The sequence below is a fragment of the Marinobacter sp. CA1 genome (genome assembly GCF_020546665.1).
GTDB classification, from domain to species: domain Bacteria; phylum Pseudomonadota; class Gammaproteobacteria; order Pseudomonadales; family Oleiphilaceae; genus Marinobacter; species Marinobacter xestospongiae.
Genome location: NZ_CP071785.1, coordinates 1,314,475 through 1,333,575, shown reverse-complemented (window position 1 = coordinate 1,333,575; position 19,101 = coordinate 1,314,475). Strand labels below are relative to the sequence as shown.

Below are 19,101 nucleotides of genomic sequence, written 5' to 3'. Positions count from 1 at the left end.
GTGATTCTTTATGGACAACTATTCCCCCGATATTGAGAGCCTGGAAGCATTTCCCTTGCTTACCCCAGGAGAAATGATCAATCTGGCCTCAAACAACGATAAAGATGCGCTCTCCCCAGGAAAACCGCCACTCCTTACTTTGCACACCGCCAACGGCATGGCTGTGACGGGATTGCTACTGAAGTCCAACGGAACAACCGCACTCATCGCACTCTCAGATGAGAACAGCAATGTGTCTGGACGACTGCGCTACCAGAGCATTTCAGACGTTTCTTCAGTCGAGATACATCATCCGACGCAACTCGAATGCCTGTTAATGCGAAATAACGATGGCACCGCCAACCAAGACCCCGGGACAGAGCAAGAATTGAACGCAGAGGAGGTCGCCGCCACTGCCACGAAGCAGATGAACAGTCAGCTGCAAACAGATACTGAGTGGCTTATCGATCATGCAACATTTACAGAGAACGACCGAACTGCCGTCAACTTGCGCGACTTACTGGACATGATCAGAAGCGTCCTGTCCAAACTCTGTGATGATGAAGTCGGCAGGGATGCATGGTCAGAAATCGCCTCGGTTTCGATCGTCAGCAAAAAAGACCGAACGATTAAAGTGAGTCGACGTGAAAACAAGTTAAGCATCGAAGTAGATCTGGAAAAACCCGGACACAGCTGGACACGTCAACGACTGGAAAGGGAACTGAACCATCATCTATAAGAAGGCTGCCTCGACTTGAAATGATCCTCATAAAATAAAAAGGCAGCCTGGGCTGCCTTTTTATTACACAGGCCGGGCAAAGCACTGCCCGCTCCTGTCCAGCACAAAAAACTCTAACTGATCAAAGCTCGCTTTCAATCGCGTTGATCAGTTCCACCTCACGCTCTTCTACCCGGGGAACGTTCAGAACAGGAGAGTGGTTTAGGGTCAGGACACCGGTCTTGCGATCAAATCTTGCCCAGTGATTGGCGGACCAGTTGTCGCTGAAATTCTGCATAACGACTTTCTGGAGGACTTCCTGAAGGGCTTCCTGTCCCATGTCATCATCACAGATTTTTTTGAAACCGTTAATCAATGGCTCGAAGTAAACCATAGGCCAGTAAATGTCATAGTTATCGCCCTGATCATCCACCGACAGTGTATCCCAGTTGATTTCCAGGGGGACCTCAAACTTTGCGACTTTATTCAGCTTGGCCTGCAGGGCGGGAAGCCGATCTTCCTGAAATTCCTTGGCTTTTCTTCTTTCTTTCAATCCCATGGGTATTTTCCTTCGATACTGAATCATTCAGTTCCAAAACAGACCAGTCCGTACGATCATCACATCGGCCGATTAGATGAACGAATAACTTCCAATCTGTCTATTCATTATCCATGCCGGCCTGACACCAGCGACAGCGATACTATCCCACCTTTGGAATCTTGTGAAGATTTTGCATCATAAGCTCTAGAAATAAATGAACTAGTCGTCATCAATTCTTGCAGATCACCTTAAAATCACGGAATTCATATCATATCTCTTACATATCAGAGCACCTTGTAATATATCTCCTACAAATAAAGATCTAACTCCTGTCCTACGGGATGATTCATTGCACATTCGTAAAAAACCCGACTATGATGCCGCCTCCAATCAGAAGGAACCATCAAGGAGGAGTTCCTATGTCCCGACACGCACTGGCTCTGTTTTTCGGTTGCCTGACAGCCACCACTGCATCCGCCATTGATCTGGTCAAATATCCTAAAGCCTTTACCACTTCAGATGGTGCCGAGATTGTTTTGGTTCCGACATCAGAGGGAGACCAAGCATTGCTTCAGGTGACGGGGATCAACCACCCCCTCGACGGCGTGGTTTTCCTCAGTGACATTGTCTCCCGTGGCGGAGACACCAAGGCCTACCAGTTTCAAAGAGATGGAGAGTACCTGGCACTGGTGCTGCGCCAAAAAGGATGGCGCGGAGAGTATTTTGAGGCATTTTTACCAGACCAGGGGCGTGTCAGCCTGTATCCAGACGAAGATCTGCAAAACGAAGTCGACCTGCAATCGTTGCAGGTCCTTTACCACCAGCAAATGGAAGAAGGCATCCAAGCTGAGATCGCCAGGTTCGACCGTGACGGAAACGAAGAAGAAGCCGAACATATACTGGAAGAGATGGATAGCGATACCAACACATCCTGCGACAGCGATATTATCACCGAGGTTGACTGGGACACCGTCACGGATGATCTGATGATCGCCATTAATGTATCGGGCTACTGCGGTGTTGTCGTCACCGAACTTAAGTCCATGTGCAAAGATAGCGACGATGCTTTCAAGAACATGGTCCAACAAATCGAGACGGTGACCTGCCAATTTGGGGATCGGCTGAAGCTTGAGATGGACGGTGACGAAGTTGTGTTCACAACCAATAAAGACGAGCCCAGACAGCGCAACTTTGCAAACGCCTATTTCCGAAACCTGTAACCACCCTCCGTTACCACCCGGCTTTACCTCTGCTGGCGCCCCACCCGGGTCGCCAGCACCAGTCCCAGCAGGATCAGCCCGCCACCGGCCAGGTGATGCGGCGCCAGTTGCTCGTCCAGGAACACCATCGCCAGCACCGATGCAAAGACCGGCGTCAGGTACATGAAGACCGCCGACCGGGCCGGCCCGACTTCGTGTATGGCATGGTTCCAGAAACTGTAGGCCAGCAATCCGGGGAAGATGGCGAAATAGGCCAGGCTGGTCAGGTTGCCCTGGTTCAGCTCAAAACCACCGGAGTACCACACAAGGTCCACCAGATAGAACGGCAGGATCACCAGGATACCGATGGCAATCTGGACCGTCAGGAACGCCAACGCCCCCATCGGCACACGCTGTCGTCGCAGCAACACCGAGAACAGCCCCCAACTGAACACCGCGAGCACCATCACCAGGTCGCCGGTTTGCAGTTGCAGGGCCATCAGGCGTTGCCACTGGCCCTGGATGACCACCAGCACAATCCCCAACACCGCCAGCCCGATCCCCAGCGCCTGCAGCGGCCGGGTCCGATCCCCCAGGATCAGCCAGGCCAGCAGCGCCACCATGATGGGGATGGTGGCGTTGATCAGCGCGATATTGGTGGCGGTGGTGGTCTGGGCGGCGACGTACAGAAGGGAGTTGAACGCCCCCACGCTGAAAGCGGATAGCACCAGCAATGAGCCCCAATGCTGACGCACCAGATGACGCTGGCGCCACACCGCCGGTGCGCCAAAGGGCAACAGGATGGCCAGCGCCAGGCACCAGCGCCAGAACGACATCGCCATGGGCGGCATCTGCTCCACCGCCGCACGGGCTACCACCGCGTTACCTGCCCAGAACAGCGGAGTCAGCACCAGGCCCAGATAGGCCAGGTGCCTTGATGACGAGCGGCCAGCAAGCACCGGGTTACTCACCGACCGGTCGGCCCTGCATCCTCGGTAGCACATTGTCCTGCGGTCGGCGACGATGCACCATGGCCAGCACGATGTGGCCCACGATCAGCGCCAGCAGCGCCCAGCCCAGGTTACCGTGCAGCCAGTTGCCCGGTGTCATCAGCCATTCGATCTTGTCACCCTCGAACCCTGCCATCAGCGGCAGACCGAAGGGCTCAAAACTTCGACCGGAGCCGTATTGGCGCATCAACGCCAGCAATGGCACCAGAACCATCAGCAGGTAGAGCGCCAGATGCCCCAGACGGGCCGGCAGGTTCAGCGATGGCGGCCGACTGGCACGGTTGGCCAGGGCCCAGAACAGGCGCAACACCACCAGTACCATCAGCACCAGACCCAGCGGCTTGTGGCTGCCCCAAAGCAGGTTATCGAGGGCGGAATCCTCAAACAGTACCCGGGCAATCACGGTCAGAAACTGCCACACGAACAGCAACGCCATTCCCCAATGAAAAGCCCGACTCAGGCCGCCGTAACGGTTCTGGGTATCCCTGAACTGCATGTACTTCTCCTCTCATCATCCATTCTGCCGGATCATACCGGCGAGCCGGGAGTGACCGCCAGTGAGAGAAAAGGTTCCAAAGCACCCTAACGGACTCCCGGTCAGCGCCACATCCCTAAGATAGGGGATCGCCCAAGCCAAGCAGGAAAATGGCAACCAGCCCGATCACCCCCGCCGCCGTCAGGTAATAGGCGGTAGGAATCACCGTCATCCGCAAGGTGCGGCCCTCCCGGCCCAGCAGGCCCACGGTCGCCGAGGCGGCCACCACGTTGTGCACGGCGATCATATTACCGGCAGCGGCGCCCACCGCCTGTAGTGCCACCAGCAGCACACTGGATACCCCCAACAGCTCGCCAACACTGTACTGGAACTGGGACAGCATCAGATTGGACACGGTGTTGGAACCGGCAATGAACGCTCCCAATCCCCCCACCAGGGGTGCGAAGGCCGGATACAGCCCCCCCATCAGGTCCGCCACCCCGCGCGCCATGGCAATAGGCATGGAAGGCAGATCCGCCAGGTTCACCCCGGAGTTGATCAGGATACGCACCATGGGGATGGTAAACACCAGTACGAACCCGGCACCAAGCAGGGTGCGTGACGACTCCACCACCGCGGCCCGCATTTCCTTCAGATACATGCGGTGAAAGAAGAAGGTGATCGCAACCACCATCACCATGATCCCACCGGGCAGGTACAGCGGTTGCACCGCGCCGGAAATGCCCTGCTCCCCGAGAATGTTGCTCCAGCCAAAGCTCAGGTAGCTGGTAAACGCCGCCTTTACCTCCGGAATCACCCGTGACGCCACCAGCAGGCCGGCCAGCAGGATGTAGGGAGTCCAGGCCTTGACGCCGGACATGTGCTGTTTGCTGGCTACCTGGTCCATGCTGATTTCAAGCTTGCCCATCCACTCGCTGGGCCAGTCTTTGGCTGGCGCGAAGTCCCAGGCTTGGCGCGGCATCAGGAAACCGGCACGGGCCGCCGGTACCACGATGGCCATGCCCACCAGGGCACCGATCATCGACGGAAACTCCGGCCCCAGGAAAACTCCGGCGACGGCGTAGGGCACCACAAACGAGACACCGGCAAACAATGCGAACGGAGCGACTTCCAGTCCCTCTCGCCAGGAGCGGTTACGGCCGAAGAAGCGCGTCAGCATTACACACATCAACAACGGCATCAGAATACCGATCACAGCGTGAATGATCGCCACCTCGGAGGTCACCAGGCGGAAGAACATCTCCCAGTCACCGCCATTGGCCGCCATCTGCTGACCAATCAACTGCCGGTCCAGGCCGCCACTGACGCCAACGACAATCGGCGTGCCCACGGCCCCGAAGGAGACCGGCGTCGACTGGATCATCATACCAATCATCACCGCCCCCAGCGCAGGAAAGCCCAGCGCAACCAGCAGCGGGGCCGCCACCGCGGCAGGCGTGCCAAAGCCGGAGGCGCCCTCAATAAAGCAGCCAAACAGCCACGCCACGATGACCGCCTGAACCCGGCGATCTGGCGTAATACCGGAGAACCCCCGGCGAATGGCCGCAATCGCCCCGGAGTGTTTAAGTGTGTTGAGCAGCAGGATGGCACCAAAAATGATCCACAGGATCGCGGCCGTCAGGATCAGCCCCTGCAGGGTCGAGGCCAGGACCCGGTTGACGGTCATATCCCAGGCCAGCAAGGCAATTGCAGCGGTGGCCAGAAACACCACCGGCATGGCAACACGGGCAGACCAGTTCAGGCCCACCAGCAGAATGCCGGCAAGAATCAGCGGCGCGAACGCCAGCAGGGAAAACAGAGTATCGGACATGTAGAGCTCCGGATGTGGTTATTGTCGTTGTTGCTCCCCCGCACCCTTGCAGGGGGTATCAGGAGCCCCGGATAGCGGACGGTTCCGGGGCAACCCAAGGTCTCGTCTGGCCGGGAACACTATTCCAGGATCAGCACCACCAACTCTCGGGGGCCGTGGACGCCATAAGCCAGGGTCTGTTCGATGTCGGCGGTTTTCGAGGGGCCGGAAATCAGCAGGGCGTTGGTGGGCATGCCCTGTTGCACCCACTGCTGCTCCGCCATCGCCTGGTGGAAGGTGTCGTAGACACAGTCTGCGGCCAACAGGACAAAATGCACCGGCGGCACCAGGCTCATCAGCCGCGGCTCCTGTGGAGTCGGCCAGAGCATCAGCGACCCGGTTTCAGCAATAGCACCGAGACAGCCGGTCAGTGCCGCCGCCACGTCATTGAACATGGCCGGCTTCCAGTGCTCGATGGGCTGTTCATACCCCAGCAGGGCCGGGGCTTCCCACGGCCACAGGCGTCGGAGTTCACGGCCATGCTCAACGTCCTCAGACACCAGCAGGTTCTCAAGCCCTTTGGCCTTCATAAGCGCATAAAGCGTGTCGATCCACTGCTCCCTGGCCACCCGGTGGACCTCACCGTTGACCGAGCAAATCCGCGCCTCAAATCGGTCCAGCCGCTCGGCTGGCGTCCAGTTGCGGTCCCGCACCACGGCGAAATCACTGGCTGGCACCGTCATCGGCTGGTCTCCGCGACCTTGGCGCAGCCGCTTGAGAATGGCGGATCGACTCTGATTACTGGCGGTCTTACCCGGGTTCATGACTGTTCCTCCCGGCGACGGGCCGCCATCAGCTGATGCAGGGTTTTGGCGGCCGGTCGCGGCGCCGTTCGATAGCGGGTCCAGGGACCAACGTTGCGGGGTGTCAGGGCGCGGAAACGAGTCATCATCCAGCCCGCCAGGCGGTAGCGCCCGGGGTCGGACGCCAGCCAGCGATAGCCATTCCAGCTGGCCCGTTCCTTCAGAGTGCGTTTGACGCCATGGCCAGACACCACCGACGGCCGCAGGCGATCACCGTCCACCGACTCCTTGCGCAGACGCTGCAGCAGCTTGGGGATGGGAATCCGCACTGGGCACACTTCACCGCAGGCACCGCACAGAGTGGACGCGGATGGCAGGTCACGGGTGTTTTCCAGCCCCAGCAGATGAGGCATCAGGATCTTGCCGATGGGCCCGGGATAGGTGGTGCCGTAGGCGTGCCCGCCGACCCGGGCATACACCGGACAGTGGTTCATGCACGCGCCGCAGCGGATGCAACGCAAGGTGTCGAGCAGCTCCTGATCCTGGTAGATGGACGAACGGCCCGAATCCACCAGCACCAGGTGAACCTCTTCCGGCCCATCTTTCTCATCGGCCTTGCGGGGGCCAGAGATCATGTTGAAGTAGGTGGTGATGTGCTGGCCGGTGGCGGAGCGGGTCAGCAGCGCCAGCAGAGGCGCGACGTCTTCCAGGTGCTCCACCACCTTTTCGATGCCCGTCACCGCAATGTGGCAGGGCGGCACGGTGGTGGTCAGACGACCATTGCCCTCGTTCTCCACCAGGCAAAGGGTGCCGGTTTCCGCGACCGCAAAGTTCACTCCGGAAATGCCCACATCCGCCTGCATGAACTTGTCCCGCAGCTGCTGCCGGGCACTGGCGGTCAGATACCCCACATCCCGCGAGCGTTCAGTGCCGGTTTTCTCATGCATCAGATCGGAGATTTCGTCGGTATTCTTGTGAATCGCCGGCATGATGATGTGGGAGGGCGTCTCCTCCGCCAGCTGGACAATGTACTCGCCCAGATCCGATTCCAGCGCCTCAATCCCCTCAGCCTCCAGGAAATGGTTCAGTTCCATTTCCTCGGACACCATCGATTTACCCTTGATAACCCGTCTGGCGTCGCGGGCCTTGCAGATGTCCCGAATGATTTCGCAGGCCTGATCACCGGTTTCAGCCCAGTGCACACGGATGCCCTGGAGCTGGCAGTTGGTCTCCAGCTGTACCAGCAGTTCCGGTAACCGGGACAGTGCCCGCAGCCGTACCGCCGCCCCGAGGTCCCGCAGGGTTTCCAGCTCCCAGTCCTCGAACGCCGCCTGGCGTTTGCCCATCAGCCCATCCATGGCGGAGCGGAAGTTGCTGCGAATCTGCGGATTTTCCAGCGCCGAGCGAACCCGGGGGTGAAACTGCTGAACGTCGCTGTGAGCAGTATCGATACTCATGCGTCCCCTCCCACCCGCTGCCACAGGAAGCTGGCAATGTGCTGACCTTTCAGGGAGCGCTGCTGTTTCTCGGCGTAGCCGGCGATGTTCATCATGCAGCCACAGTCGGTCGCCAGGAAGGTATCGGCACCCGCCTCCTCAATGGCGGTGGTCTTGTCCGCCACCATGGCTTCGGACACCTCCGGGTGCCGTACCGCAAAGGTACCGCCGAAACCACAGCATTCCGTGGCCCGGGCCTGCTCAACCACCTCCACCTGCTGTAACTGGGCCAGCAGCGCCGGTCCGACGTCCCCGACCCCCATTTCCCGACGGGCGGAACAGGATGTATGCATGGCCACGCGAACCGGTTCGCCCTGGTCCTCCAGGCGAATGTGGCAAACGTTGAGCAGGAAGTCGGTCAGCTCGAATACCCGCGATGCCAGGGCCTCGGCCTTGGCCTGCCAGGGGGTGCCGGCAAACAGCTCCGGATAATGCTTGCGCATCATGCCGCCGCAGGAACCGGCCGGCACCACGATCGGCCAGTCGCCGGGGAACAGGTCCAGCTGGGGCACAACCACATCCCGGGCCTGGTCGTTGAAGCCGGAACTGAACGCGGGTTGGCCGCAACAGGTCTGATCCTGGGGAAACAGCACGTCAATGCCTTCCCGCTCCAGTAGCTGGACCCCGGCCAGGCCTGCGTCGGGGTAGAACAGGTCCACCAGGCAGGTGCCGTAGAAGTACACCTTGGCGGGCTTGGCTGGGTAGAGCTTGATGGTGTCGGTCATCAGGGGTCACCTGCTCGTTGTTATAATTGGTCTTACCAATTTACAATTGTCGATAGCCAATGCTAGTGAGACGATTAACCTGTTGTCAATTTTTAGCCAACACCCATGCGACCTTTGTCTACCATCGCTGCCGCAGACACATTCCTGAGATAGTTTTTGTTCTTGATACCTGGACAAGACGGCATCCATACCGCTGAGCCTCTGAGCGCCACCGTAAACAGGCATCAGATTATTGGTATGACCAATTCTCATCTCCGTCCTGAATAAAGACGCCCGGGCCCGGGCTTTGGTATCCTTCGACAGTCAGCCAACCGCGACCGAAACCCATTGGCCACTCAGGAAGCCGACCACCATGAGCCAAAGCCGCCTGGAGACCCCAAGGCTCTCCGACGTCATCATGCAGCGCATGGAGAGCATGATTCTGGAAGGCAGTTTCAAGCCCGGGCAACGGCTGCCTCCGGAGCGGGAGCTGGCCACCCGGTTTGGGGTGTCACGGCCATCGCTGCGGGAAGCGATTCAGAAGTTGGCTGCCAAGGGCCTGCTGACCAGTCGCCAGGGCGGCGGCACCTTCGTCAGCGAACAGGTGGGCAGCTCGTTCAGCGATCCCCTGCTCGACCTGCTGGCCAACCACAACGAATTCCAGTACGACCTGCTGGAGTTCCGGCATTCCCTGGAAGGTCTGTCCGCCTACTACGCCGCCCTGCGTTCCACCCCGGCCGACAAGGAGCGACTGCAAGCCCGCTTCGAGGAACTCCGCGCCACCTACGAAGATCAGGACCCGGTTCGCGAAGCCGAGGCAGACGCCGCCTTCCACCTGGCCATTGCCGAGGCGGCCCACAACGTGGTGTTGCTGCACACCATTCGCGGCCTATTCAATCTGCTGGAAAAGAACATCGTGGAGAACCTGAGCCTGTTGTTTGAGCGGGACAACTCCCGCAGCCAGTTGCTGGCTCAGCACCAGGCGCTGCTTGATGCCATTCTGGCGGGTGATGGCGAGCTGGCCCGCAAGATGTCTCACCAGCACCTGGTGTATGTGGAAGAGGGCCTGCTGGAACTGTCCAAACGGGAGACCCGATTGGAGCGCTCACTCCGACGGGTGCAGACCTCCGAGTAACCGCGTCCGACTCACCCGATACGTGATTTCCGAAGCTTCCGGACATCCCAGACACCGGATGTCGGGTCTGGAATAATCACCATAAAAACCAGCAAGCCATTGATTAAATTTAACTTTTAACTGAACAGAAATAGCATTCAGCAAACCTGCCACAACATCACGTTTAGCCCGCGTCTGTGACGTCAGACACAAAAATACAACTTTCCCGCCCCTCATCCGGCAGTACCATTCCCCGCCTCCCTTCCCCAATGCACACGGAGTTTTCAATGGGTTGGTTAAACAATCTGCCGATTGCCATTAAGATCGCCATCGCCCCGGCCATCTTTGCCGTCTTCCTGCTGATTCAGGAAACCTACGCCATTTTCAGCATCCAGCGCATCGAAGCCGCCATGGCCTCGGTGACCGAGGATCTGGCACCAGACACCAATCACGCGGCTGACCTGATGGACTCCATGTACCGCTCCCGGATGGCGGTGATGGACTACCTGTCCGATCCATCCGAGGCAAAGGTCGACGCGTTCCGGCAATCCATTGCGTTGTGGGAAGAGCGCCTGGCGGTGGCCAGCCGCGAAATCAGCAACACCGCACGGGCAGCCAAGATCAAACGCATCGAAGCGCTGAAATCGGAATACCGGGATGTGTTCCTCAGCACCATCGTTCGCAACCAGGCGATGATCGAGGACGAAATCGAGAACAACCTCAGTGTCAATGGCCCGGCGGTGGAAGACGTGCTCAAGTTCCAGCAGGACAAGGCCCTCGCCGAGTACGACACCATGGCGGCGGTCGACATCAGCCAGACCATTCGCAACCTGCTGCTGGCGCGGGTATACGTAAACCGCTACCTGCGTGACAACAGCGAGCACAACGAGCAGTACTTCCGGGAAGACCTGGCCGCAACCATGGACCGGCTGCAGAAGCTGTCCCGGCACTACACCGACCTGACCGAAATCCTGCGACCGCAGATTGCCGCGTTTGAAAACTACATGGCCGGCACTGAGCGGGTGGTCAACGCCATCAAGGCCCGCAACGCCGGCAACCAACGCCTGAACCTGATCGGACCGGAAGTGGCACAGCTGGCCACGGATCTGCGCGCCAGCCTGGTGGACTCCATGCAGGCCGCTACCGACAACGCCAACGAGGAAGTGGCGACCGTCACCACCAACGGCATCCTTCTGACGGTGATCGCCTTCGCTCTGAGCATTGCCGTGGCCTGGTTGGTGGTGGTGCGCCTGCGCAATGACGTCAGCCGCCTCAACGCCACCCTGGTCGACCTGGCCGACGGCGACGGTGACCTGACCGTACGCCTGCCCGCCGAAGGTCGCGACGAACTCAGCGACCTGTCCCGTAACTTCAACAAGTTCGCGGAAAAAATCCGTGTCACCATCAGCCAGGTTTCCCAGGCGGTGAGCCAGTTGGCAGAGTCGTCCCAGGCCCTGACCCAAACGTCCAACCAAGCCATGGAAGACGCCCGTCACCAGGAAAGCGAAGTCACCCAGGTGGCCTCCGCCGTGACCGAAATGGCCGCCAGCGCCAACGAGGTGGCGGAATCCGTCAACAGCACCGCGCAACAGGCCCGCTCCGCCGCCAATCAGACCCAGACCGGTCGCGGCTTGGTACAGGATACCCGCACCGCAATGCAGGCCCTGGCCAGCGATATGGAAGCCAATGCCGGGCTGATCGAACAGCTCAACAACGAAAGCCAACAGGTCGGATCGGTACTGGAAGTGATTGGTGCCATCGCCGAACAGACCAACCTGCTGGCACTCAATGCCGCCATCGAGGCCGCCCGGGCCGGCGAACAGGGCCGGGGCTTTGCGGTGGTTGCCGATGAGGTACGTCAGTTGGCCTCAAGAACCCAGGAGTCGACCAGCGAAATCCAGACCATTATCGAATCACTCCAGGGTAAGGCGGCTCAGGCGTCCCGCTCCATGGGCGACAGTCTGGACGGCGCCCGTCGTACCGCAAGCCAGGCGGAGGAAGCAGATCAGAGCCTGATGGCGATCGCCGATTCGGTCACCCGGATCGACGAGACCGCCGCGTCCATCGCCGCCGCGGCCGAGGAACAGGCCAGTGTGTCCCAGTCCATCGATGAGAACGTCAACCGGGTTCACCAGATCGTTGAACGCTCCACGGCCGGCATCAACACCACGGCAGTGGCTATTGGACAGCTTCACTCCCTGGGCAACGAACTGCAGACCCTGATGCGGCAGTTCCGGGTCTGATCCCTCGTTTGCATGACCGGGCTGGGCCGCAGCGGCACCAGCCCGGACACCTCATTACTCCAGTTTGAAGAACGCGACGCTCATCTGCAGCCGGTTGGAGATGCTTTCCAGATCCTGCCCGGTGGCACGGAGATTGTTGTTGAGTTCGACCGTCTGCTCCCCGGCCGAGGTGATCCGGTGGATGTTACGGTTGATCTCATCTGCGACATGACTCTGCTCCTCCGCAGCACTGGCAATCTGGGCATTCAGGTCGGTGATCTCATTGACCGCCGACTGGATGCTGTCCAGCACCTCAATGGCAGTACGGGCACTTTTGCGGGTGTCGGCTGCACGGGTGTTGCTGTGCTCCATGGCATCGGAGACCCGGCCTACGCCTTCCTGCAGGTTCTCCACCATCGCCTGGATATCCCGGGTCGACTCGTTGGTGCGCTGGGCAAGGGAACGGACTTCATCGGACACCACGGCAAAGCCCCGGCCCTGTTCGCCGGCCCGGGCGGCCTCGATGGCGGCATTGAGTGCCAGCAGGTTGGTCTGCTCGGCAATGCCGTCAATCACTTCCACCACGCTGCCAATCTTCTGACTCTCGGACGCCAGCTGCTGGACGATGGTGACGCATTTCTCCACCTCTTCTGCCAGGGCCTCCAGCGAGCGGATGGTATCCCGAATGCGCAGTTGGCCGGTGTCCACTTCAGAGGACGCGCGGCTGGCCGCCTCACTGGCACTCTGGGCATTGTTGGCCACTTCGGCAACGGACGCCGTCATCTCGTTCATCGCCGCGGCCACCTGCTCAGTCTCGCTTTGCTGCTGGTTCGCAGCCTGGGCACTGTCCTGGGTTTTCTGAACCAGCTGACGGGAGGTCTCGCGAATGGCGCTGACACTGCTCATCACCCCGCTGACCGCGTCCCGTAACTTGCGGATCATGCTACGCACCCGACCGAGGACACTGTTGGGTCTGAGATCGGCCGCCTCGTGTTCCAGCAGATGGCCCTCGGCAACTTCACCCACCACGTCATTGACCTGGCGCGGGTCCCCCCCCAACCGGCCATACAGCGCCTTGAGGATGAAGTAGGTCAGCACCACGCTCACCAGCAAGCCAATGCCGATCACCAGACCGATCACCCGGCCGATGGTGGCCTTCAGCTCCAGGGAGTTTTCATACTCCCGCTCTGCCACCCGCAACTGCAGCTCGATCAGCTGGGAGATCTTGTCACTGATGGGATCGATGGATTGATAGAGCGGCCCGTCAATGTCATCCAGTTGACCGGCACGGTTGCCCGACAACGCGGTCAGTTTCTGAACGGAGCGGTCGATCTCCTGATTGGCCGGCTGGAACAGGGTTTCCGCCTGATTCACCAGGCTCTGCTCCTGGGGCGTCAGGGTGGTGGCCAGGTATTGCTCCCAACGCTCATGAATGGACTGCTGGGCCTCCATGATCTGGTCTCTGGCGGAATCCACCGAGATCAGACCGGAGTTGGCCTTGTTGATGGCATCGACAATGCGGACAGCGTATTTGTCGGAAATGACCTTCAGGTCCCGCAGGGGCACCACCCGATCCTGATAGATGGTATGGATGACCTGATTGGTTTTCTGCAGACCCCAGGTGGACACACCACTGAGGACCAGCAACAGCAACATCGGTACAGCAACTGCGAGAATCAGCTGGGCACGGACACTCAGCGCATCGAGCAACTTCGACATACACCCTCCCTAAGCAGCCTTGACGGCAGGCCATGGAGGAACGGCCACGTACTGGTTTCGCGGTGTGTCGAAGTCCGACCTTGCCCGTGCCGGGCGATCTTCCCGCAAAGGAATGGAAGCCCGTTCGGCGCGGAACAGAATACGGATCGGGAAATCGGGCCAAGCGTTCCAGTGCCCAATCCCGGCCAGAGATGACCGGGGTCCTCCATGACAATGCGAGTCAGAGGCGATCCAATGCCTTCCAGAGCAACCGGGACAACGTTATCCAGCCTGGTGAAAGGCAGGTTCAACGCAGATTCAGTTCAAACACATCGAACTGGATGTCAACGGCCCCAGAGCAACCCCTGAAGGCCTCAAAGGACAAGCCTGCGAGGCGCTTCAGGCGTTGTTCTGAAGCCCCTTAAATGTAGTCAGTTCACACAGGTCCCGCAAATGACAGGGACGCTTTTCACGTCAACAAATGTAAAACATTCTCATCTATATCGAGGAAGCATCAGGCTCAGGGTCGATAGGTCAAAAACAGCATGAACCTGCCGAGACCATCCTGCCCAACCAGCGGGCTGTCACTGACGGTTTCGTCCAGCCACTCGTAATGGGCGTGAGCACTGAGGGCCCACTGCTGGTTGAACGGGTAGATCACCTGCATGGAAGCCACGTAGTTCAGGGCATCATCGGGAAGGTAGGGGTAGCGGCCAACAGACCGGTCAATGTTGTCACCCTCGATACCATAGAGGTAGCGGCTGTATTCGCGGTCTTTCCAGACCACGCCGCCGCCCAACCGCACCTGGAAGCCTTTGGCCCCCTGGTACACCGGGTGCAGGTAACTGATTTCGCCGCTGACGGCGCCGGACTGATCGGTCACATCCTGACGCAGCCGCACCACCAGATCCTGCCAGCGCAGGTCGAGGCGGACGACGCCCTCGCCATTGGGAGAGTCATAACCTTCAAACACCGGATCGTCGGAAAGATCATCGTCAGAGTAGAACAGGCTCTCATAGACCTCATCGCGGTAGTCCAGGCCAATGCCGACATCCACCGGCCACTCGGCGGGGGTCAGTCGATACTGGAAAAGGCCGTACTGCACACCGAGGCGCCAGCGGCCATATTCGGCGCGGACATACGGCAGCGACTGATGCTGGGTTGGCATGCCCTTCCAGGGCGGGTCCATAACCAGTACACCGCCGCCAAATTCAAGGTTCCAGTCATCCGCCCGGGCCCACTCGGGGAGCGTCAGGCTGAGCGCCAGAACCAGCGTCGTGATCGATAACAGGGGGTGATTGGGCTTCATAACAGATCTGCCTTGGCTGAGTACGGGAATCTCAGGCTATCTCCCGGCCAACCGGGCGGCATGTACCAAATGTCATGGCCTGCCGCGACAGGGCATCGGCCAGGTCCAACTGCTCTCCGCGCCCACCAGGCCACCGCGGTAGAAACTGGCGCACGGACCCGCCGGCCAGTCCGCCAGATGCCAGGCCATCAGCACGAGCAGCAGTCCAAGCGGCAGCAACAGTACAGCGGAACGACGCACGACAGACTCCCGGAAGAGTGGAATGATCCTGAAGTCTGGAGCCGTCGGTGGTCTGCGGGCATGTATCAAATGTCACGGCCGAACGGCGGCGACGTTCGGGGGATGACATTTGTTCTATTTGGGTTCAGCCCCGGCCATGGAATAATGCCCACCATGACGTCATTACCCGCTACCCGTGCCCAACTGGTGGAGCTGTCACTGGGTCTGCTGACCTGGGGCACGATCACCCTGATCGCGCTGCACTTCTGGCACCAGAACGATCCCAACCTGCCGGCGCGGGTTGAGTTCAATCCCTCAACCCTGGTGGCGGTGGTGGCACTGTTCATCACCAACTTCGCGGGTTTCTGCTGGCGCCTGATGTCCCGACACCGGCCGCAGTGGGGGCTGGTGCTCCAGGGCGCCTCGCTGTTGGTGCTGATATCACTGTTCCCCAGCGCGATGATCATGATTCTCGGCATCATGCTGGTGGGACACCTGGGGGAATACCTGCGCCCCGCCGGTTGCCTGATGATCGCCCTGCTGCTGCCACTGCTGTACTACGTGCAGGCCAGTGAGCAATACGCCTGGATCAACGCTTCCATGCTGGGAATGTTCAACCTGTTTGCACTGCTGATCTCCAGCCGTCTGGTCAACGAACGCCGGGCCCGGGAAGCCAGCGCCCACCTGCTGCGGGAGCTTCGGGCCACCCAGACGCTGCTGTTCGCCACCGCCCAGCGGGACGAGCGCCTGCGCATCGCGCGGGACCTGCACGACGTGCTCGGCCATCACCTGACGGCGCTCAGCATCCAGCTGGAAGTTGCCAACCAGCTCGGCAGCGACCCGGCCCTGCCCCACATCCAGAAAGCTCGCGACATCTCCCGCCTGCTGCTCAGCGATGTCCGGGAGGCGGTGTCCGACATTCGCCAGAGCAATGAGCTGGACATGGCCCAGGCGCTGAAGGCCCTGGTGCAGGACCTGAAACACCTTCAGGTCACCCTCAACCTGGAACCGGGGCTCAACATCCATAACGCCCGCGTCGCGGAGGCGCTGTTTCGCACTGCCCAGGAGGCGCTCACCAACAGCATTCGCCATGGCCGTGCCAGCCGCTGCACCCTGGACCTGACACGGGATGATCACGACCGGATTCGCCTGGTGATGTCAGACAACGGCCACGCGCGCGCGCCCATCGTCCCAGGCAATGGCCTCACCGGGATGCGGGAACGGATTGAGCATCTGGACGGAACGCTGCAGCTGAAGGTCGGTGCGGCGGGCTTTACCATTGACACAACCCTGCCGGACCCTGCCCCATGACCATTCGTGTTGCCCTGGTGGACGACCAGAACCTGATTCGGGAAGGCATCAAGAGCCTGTTACAGATCAGCCCCGGAATTGAAGTGGTGGCCGAAGCCGACGATGGCGATGGTGTGATCGGGCTGATCCACCAGCACCGTCCCCAGGTGATCCTGCTGGATTTGCGCATGCCCCGGGTTTCGGGACTGGAGGTGTTACAACAGCTCAAGGACGAAGGTCTTGAAACGCCGGTGCTGGTACTGACCACCTTTGATGATCACGATCTGGTGCTGGACTGCATCCGCCTCGGTGCCAAGGGCTACCTCCGTAAGGACGTCAGCTTCGAGGCCCTTACCAGCGCCATTGCCAGCCTCGCCAATGGCGACTCCTGGTTGCAGCCCGCAGTCACCTATCGGGTGGAACAGGGCAAACCCGAACTGGATTTCGACGACGGCCTGCCCAGCGAACCGCTGTCCAGCGTCGAGCGCCAGGTGCTCAGGCTGGTGGCCGCCGGCTATTCCAACCACGAAATAGCCGACGCCCTGTGCAAATCCGTCGGCACCATCCGCAACCAGGTCTCATCGGTCCTCGCCAAACTCAACGTTCGTGACCGTACCCGGGCGGTGCTGAAGGCGCTGGATCAGGGGTTGATCTGAGGCTACTGGTTCTTTACCAGCCGAATTCTCAGGGGCTTGCTCCGCTGAGTGCCGTCGCTGGGCGCACCATTGCGGAAGTCTACGCTGGTGGCGGCACCAGACATGTATGACGGGGTACTGGACCAGTACCCACCAACCTGCTCTTCGCCAGGGAATGCCGTGGTATTAAGTGCTGGATGGATACACCCAGACGCATACGCCCGACCAGCCCGCAAGCCCATCAGCTCGTCACTGTCGGGCAGTCGCCAACCGCTGCCATCCTCATCGTAGCGGGCGATGGCCTCTTCATAGGTCAGTTGCGCCGCTTCACCGGCGCAAGCGCCGTCGTTCCAGCTCATGCCCTCGGCGCAGCGTTTCCAGACCAGTTCCGTCTTTTTGTCGAGGACTTGATCCTCCATCAACGTAAACTGACTGTCGGGTGTGAGGCTTTCGCCTTTGCACTCGGAGGCCGCATAGACGTTCGAGGCCGACAACACAGTGAGTGCCGACGCCATGACCAGGGCTGAAAATCGTTTCTGCATGCTGATGTCCCTTTCAACGTGGTGCTTACTCAGTAAGCCTGAAATTCGGTACCGTGCTGATCTTGCTCATCATAGGGACAGATGGCAACCCAACTCGCCCAGTCAAAACCAGGTTTCAGCATTGCCGACTGGAAGTCTCGATATTCCGAACGGGTTGCCAGCAAATAGCGATAGCGTTCATCTGATGGCATATAGGCCACCCAGTAGGGTAGATAGCCGGGGTAATCCACTCCGAAGAAGTCCTCCCAGGACCTCACTTCGTCCAGATGCTCGGCAACAGTATTGCGGGGAAGTTTGGGCACGATGCGACTCAGTCAAGCTCTCGTTTTTTGCTCTCTGACAGTCTACCTGAAAGCAAGCCCATCGCACCTTGGCGGCGACAGAACGCCTATTTCAATGTCTCGCGCGAAACAGCAACTCGTGGGGCGCCATGTCGTTGTTGACTGCGGCCAGGATGGACGTGTCGAGGGCTGGGTCAGAGGTGTCGTAGAGGCCGCACTGGGCCAGCACCCGGCGCAGCTGCACGGTGGGCCCGAGGTACTCGTACAGGACCCGGGCGCAGCAGGGCATGCGCTCACTGTTGTCGGAAACGCCGACCTTGAGTCCGGTCAGTCGGGATACCCGGTTGCGGAAACTGGGGAACAGGATGGTCTGGGTGATTTCATGATGGTTCAGGCTTTCGTAGTCCACCAGAAAGAGCCGGTCGGTCAGCAGGAAGGCGATGCCCTGGTAGCGGTTATGGCAGGGCGGCAGACCATGCTGAGGCCGCATCCGTTCGGTGCGCTGGAACACCACCTGACCGTCACGCTGCTCCAGACAAACCAGGTTGCGTAAAAGTTTGCCCGGCGTGGACATCGACAGGTAATACTCGAAGTAGTACCCCAGGTAACGCTCCAGCCCGGCCCGACTGACCTGGCTCAGCTGCGTTACGTGGTCTTCCAGCTCCGACTCCTGCTGTCCGCCAGAGGCCATCGACGGCGGCCGGGCCTGAACCAGACGCTCAAACTGGCCATGGGGCATCAGGATCTCATGGACCTCAACCCCAAAGAACTCACACAAGCGCCGCAGGGTGTTGGCCGAGGGCTTGTACTGGCCACTCAGGTAGCGGTTGAACTGAGGGCGATTGATGTTGAGACGGCGACAGACTTCCGCAATGGATTTGTAATAGCTGCACAGTAGCCTCAGGTTGAGGGCCAGATCTTGGTGGGTGCCGGATACTGTCATTGCATGGGCCTGCGCCGGGGACAACACTCTGCGCCGGTGCGACTCGACGCCGCAACTGCGCCAAACTGCGCCAAAGTAACGAATAGTGCGAAATTCTAACAATAGCGATGTGT

General features: G+C 59.8%; 19 protein-coding genes. 6 read left to right on the top strand and 13 right to left on the bottom strand.

Annotation, left to right across the window (positions count from 1 at the left end; translation table 11 throughout):
* Positions 1–10: 10 nt before the first annotated feature.
* Positions 11–718: a hypothetical protein gene (locus J2887_RS06210; RefSeq protein ID WP_227175118.1), complete on the top strand. Its 708-nt coding sequence runs from the start codon at positions 11–13 to the stop codon at positions 716–718.
* Between the two features lie 121 nt (positions 719–839).
* Here J2887_RS06210 and J2887_RS06205 read toward each other — a convergent pair whose 3' ends face one another.
* Positions 840–1,256, bottom strand: a complete 417-nt coding sequence (locus J2887_RS06205; protein ID WP_227175117.1) for a hypothetical protein — start codon at positions 1,254–1,256, stop codon at positions 840–842.
* A gap of 401 nt (positions 1,257–1,657) precedes the next feature.
* On the opposite strand from J2887_RS06205, the gene J2887_RS06200 reads away from it, so the two are divergent.
* Complete coding sequence (locus J2887_RS06200; RefSeq protein WP_227175116.1) at positions 1,658–2,458, top strand: hypothetical protein; 801 nt, start codon at positions 1,658–1,660, stop codon at positions 2,456–2,458.
* A 23-nt stretch (positions 2,459–2,481) separates the two neighbouring features.
* Here the strand turns inward: J2887_RS06200 and J2887_RS06195 are convergent, their stop codons facing one another.
* The 6 genes from J2887_RS06195 to J2887_RS06170 form a co-directional block, all read right to left on the bottom strand.
* Positions 2,482–3,408: a DMT family transporter gene (locus J2887_RS06195; protein WP_227175115.1), complete on the bottom strand. Its 927-nt coding sequence runs from the start codon at positions 3,406–3,408 to the stop codon at positions 2,482–2,484.
* Positions 3,401–3,943 carry a cytochrome b gene (locus J2887_RS06190; RefSeq protein ID WP_227175114.1) on the bottom strand — a complete coding sequence of 181 codons (543 nt, stop codon included), beginning with the start codon at positions 3,941–3,943 and terminating at the stop codon, positions 3,401–3,403. Before J2887_RS06190 ends, J2887_RS06195 begins: the two co-directional genes overlap by 8 nt.
* Positions 3,944–4,058: 115 nt before the next feature.
* Positions 4,059–5,753 carry an L-lactate permease gene (locus J2887_RS06185; RefSeq protein ID WP_227175113.1) on the bottom strand — a complete coding sequence of 565 codons (1,695 nt, stop codon included), beginning with the start codon at positions 5,751–5,753 and terminating at the stop codon, positions 4,059–4,061.
* 119 nt (positions 5,754–5,872) lie between these two features.
* Positions 5,873–6,556: a LutC/YkgG family protein gene (locus J2887_RS06180; protein ID WP_227175112.1), complete on the bottom strand. Its 684-nt coding sequence runs from the start codon at positions 6,554–6,556 to the stop codon at positions 5,873–5,875.
* On the bottom strand, positions 6,553–7,992 hold the full coding sequence (locus J2887_RS06175; protein ID WP_227175111.1) for a LutB/LldF family L-lactate oxidation iron-sulfur protein: 1,440 nt from the start codon (positions 7,990–7,992) through the stop codon (positions 6,553–6,555). Before J2887_RS06175 ends, J2887_RS06180 begins: the two co-directional genes overlap by 4 nt.
* Positions 7,989–8,756, bottom strand: coding sequence for a (Fe-S)-binding protein (locus J2887_RS06170; protein WP_227175110.1), 768 nt, complete (start codon positions 8,754–8,756; stop codon positions 7,989–7,991). The genes J2887_RS06175 and J2887_RS06170 overlap by 4 nt, the downstream gene beginning before the upstream one ends.
* Before the next feature lie 352 nt (positions 8,757–9,108).
* Between J2887_RS06170 and pdhR the strand changes: the two genes are divergently transcribed.
* Entirely contained in the window at positions 9,109–9,870 is a 762-nt protein-coding gene (gene pdhR / locus J2887_RS06165; protein ID WP_227175109.1) for a pyruvate dehydrogenase complex transcriptional repressor PdhR, read from the top strand.
* 266 nt (positions 9,871–10,136) lie between these two features.
* A complete protein-coding gene (locus J2887_RS06160; RefSeq protein ID WP_227175108.1) occupies positions 10,137–12,092 on the top strand; it encodes a methyl-accepting chemotaxis protein in 1,956 nt (651 codons plus the stop codon).
* Between the two features lie 54 nt (positions 12,093–12,146).
* Here the strand turns inward: J2887_RS06160 and J2887_RS06155 are convergent, their stop codons facing one another.
* The 3 genes from J2887_RS06155 to J2887_RS06145 all read right to left on the bottom strand — a co-directional run bounded on the left by J2887_RS06155 (position 12,147) and on the right by J2887_RS06145 (position 15,318).
* Positions 12,147–13,790, bottom strand: coding sequence for a methyl-accepting chemotaxis protein (locus J2887_RS06155; protein WP_227175107.1), 1,644 nt, complete (start codon positions 13,788–13,790; stop codon positions 12,147–12,149).
* A 499-nt stretch (positions 13,791–14,289) separates the two neighbouring features.
* The gene (locus J2887_RS06150) at positions 14,290–15,078 is read right to left on the bottom strand and encodes a MipA/OmpV family protein (protein ID WP_227175106.1); all 789 of its coding nucleotides are present in this window, start codon (positions 15,076–15,078) and stop codon (positions 14,290–14,292) included.
* A 72-nt stretch (positions 15,079–15,150) separates the two neighbouring features.
* On the bottom strand, positions 15,151–15,318 hold the full coding sequence (locus J2887_RS06145; RefSeq protein ID WP_227175105.1) for a hypothetical protein: 168 nt from the start codon (positions 15,316–15,318) through the stop codon (positions 15,151–15,153).
* 153 nt (positions 15,319–15,471) lie between these two features.
* Between J2887_RS06145 and J2887_RS06140 the strand changes: the two genes are divergently transcribed.
* On the top strand, positions 15,472–16,608 hold the full coding sequence (locus J2887_RS06140) for a sensor histidine kinase (RefSeq protein ID WP_227175104.1): 1,137 nt from the start codon (positions 15,472–15,474) through the stop codon (positions 16,606–16,608).
* On the top strand, positions 16,605–17,243 hold the full coding sequence (locus tag J2887_RS06135) for a response regulator (RefSeq protein ID WP_227175103.1): 639 nt from the start codon (positions 16,605–16,607) through the stop codon (positions 17,241–17,243). Before J2887_RS06140 ends, J2887_RS06135 begins: the two co-directional genes overlap by 4 nt.
* A 2-nt stretch (positions 17,244–17,245) precedes the next feature.
* On the opposite strand, the gene J2887_RS06130 is transcribed toward J2887_RS06135, so the two are convergent.
* The 3 genes from J2887_RS06130 to J2887_RS06120 all read right to left on the bottom strand — a co-directional run bounded on the left by J2887_RS06130 (position 17,246) and on the right by J2887_RS06120 (position 18,988).
* Positions 17,246–17,764, bottom strand: a complete 519-nt coding sequence (locus J2887_RS06130; RefSeq protein WP_227175102.1) for a DUF1566 domain-containing protein — start codon at positions 17,762–17,764, stop codon at positions 17,246–17,248.
* Positions 17,765–17,793: 29 nt separating this feature from the next.
* Positions 17,794–18,066 carry a hypothetical protein gene (locus J2887_RS06125; RefSeq protein ID WP_227175101.1) on the bottom strand — a complete coding sequence of 91 codons (273 nt, stop codon included), beginning with the start codon at positions 18,064–18,066 and terminating at the stop codon, positions 17,794–17,796.
* A gap of 91 nt (positions 18,067–18,157) precedes the next feature.
* The gene (locus J2887_RS06120) at positions 18,158–18,988 is read right to left on the bottom strand and encodes a helix-turn-helix domain-containing protein (RefSeq protein WP_227175100.1); all 831 of its coding nucleotides are present in this window, start codon (positions 18,986–18,988) and stop codon (positions 18,158–18,160) included.
* Positions 18,989–19,101: the final 113 nt, after the last annotated feature.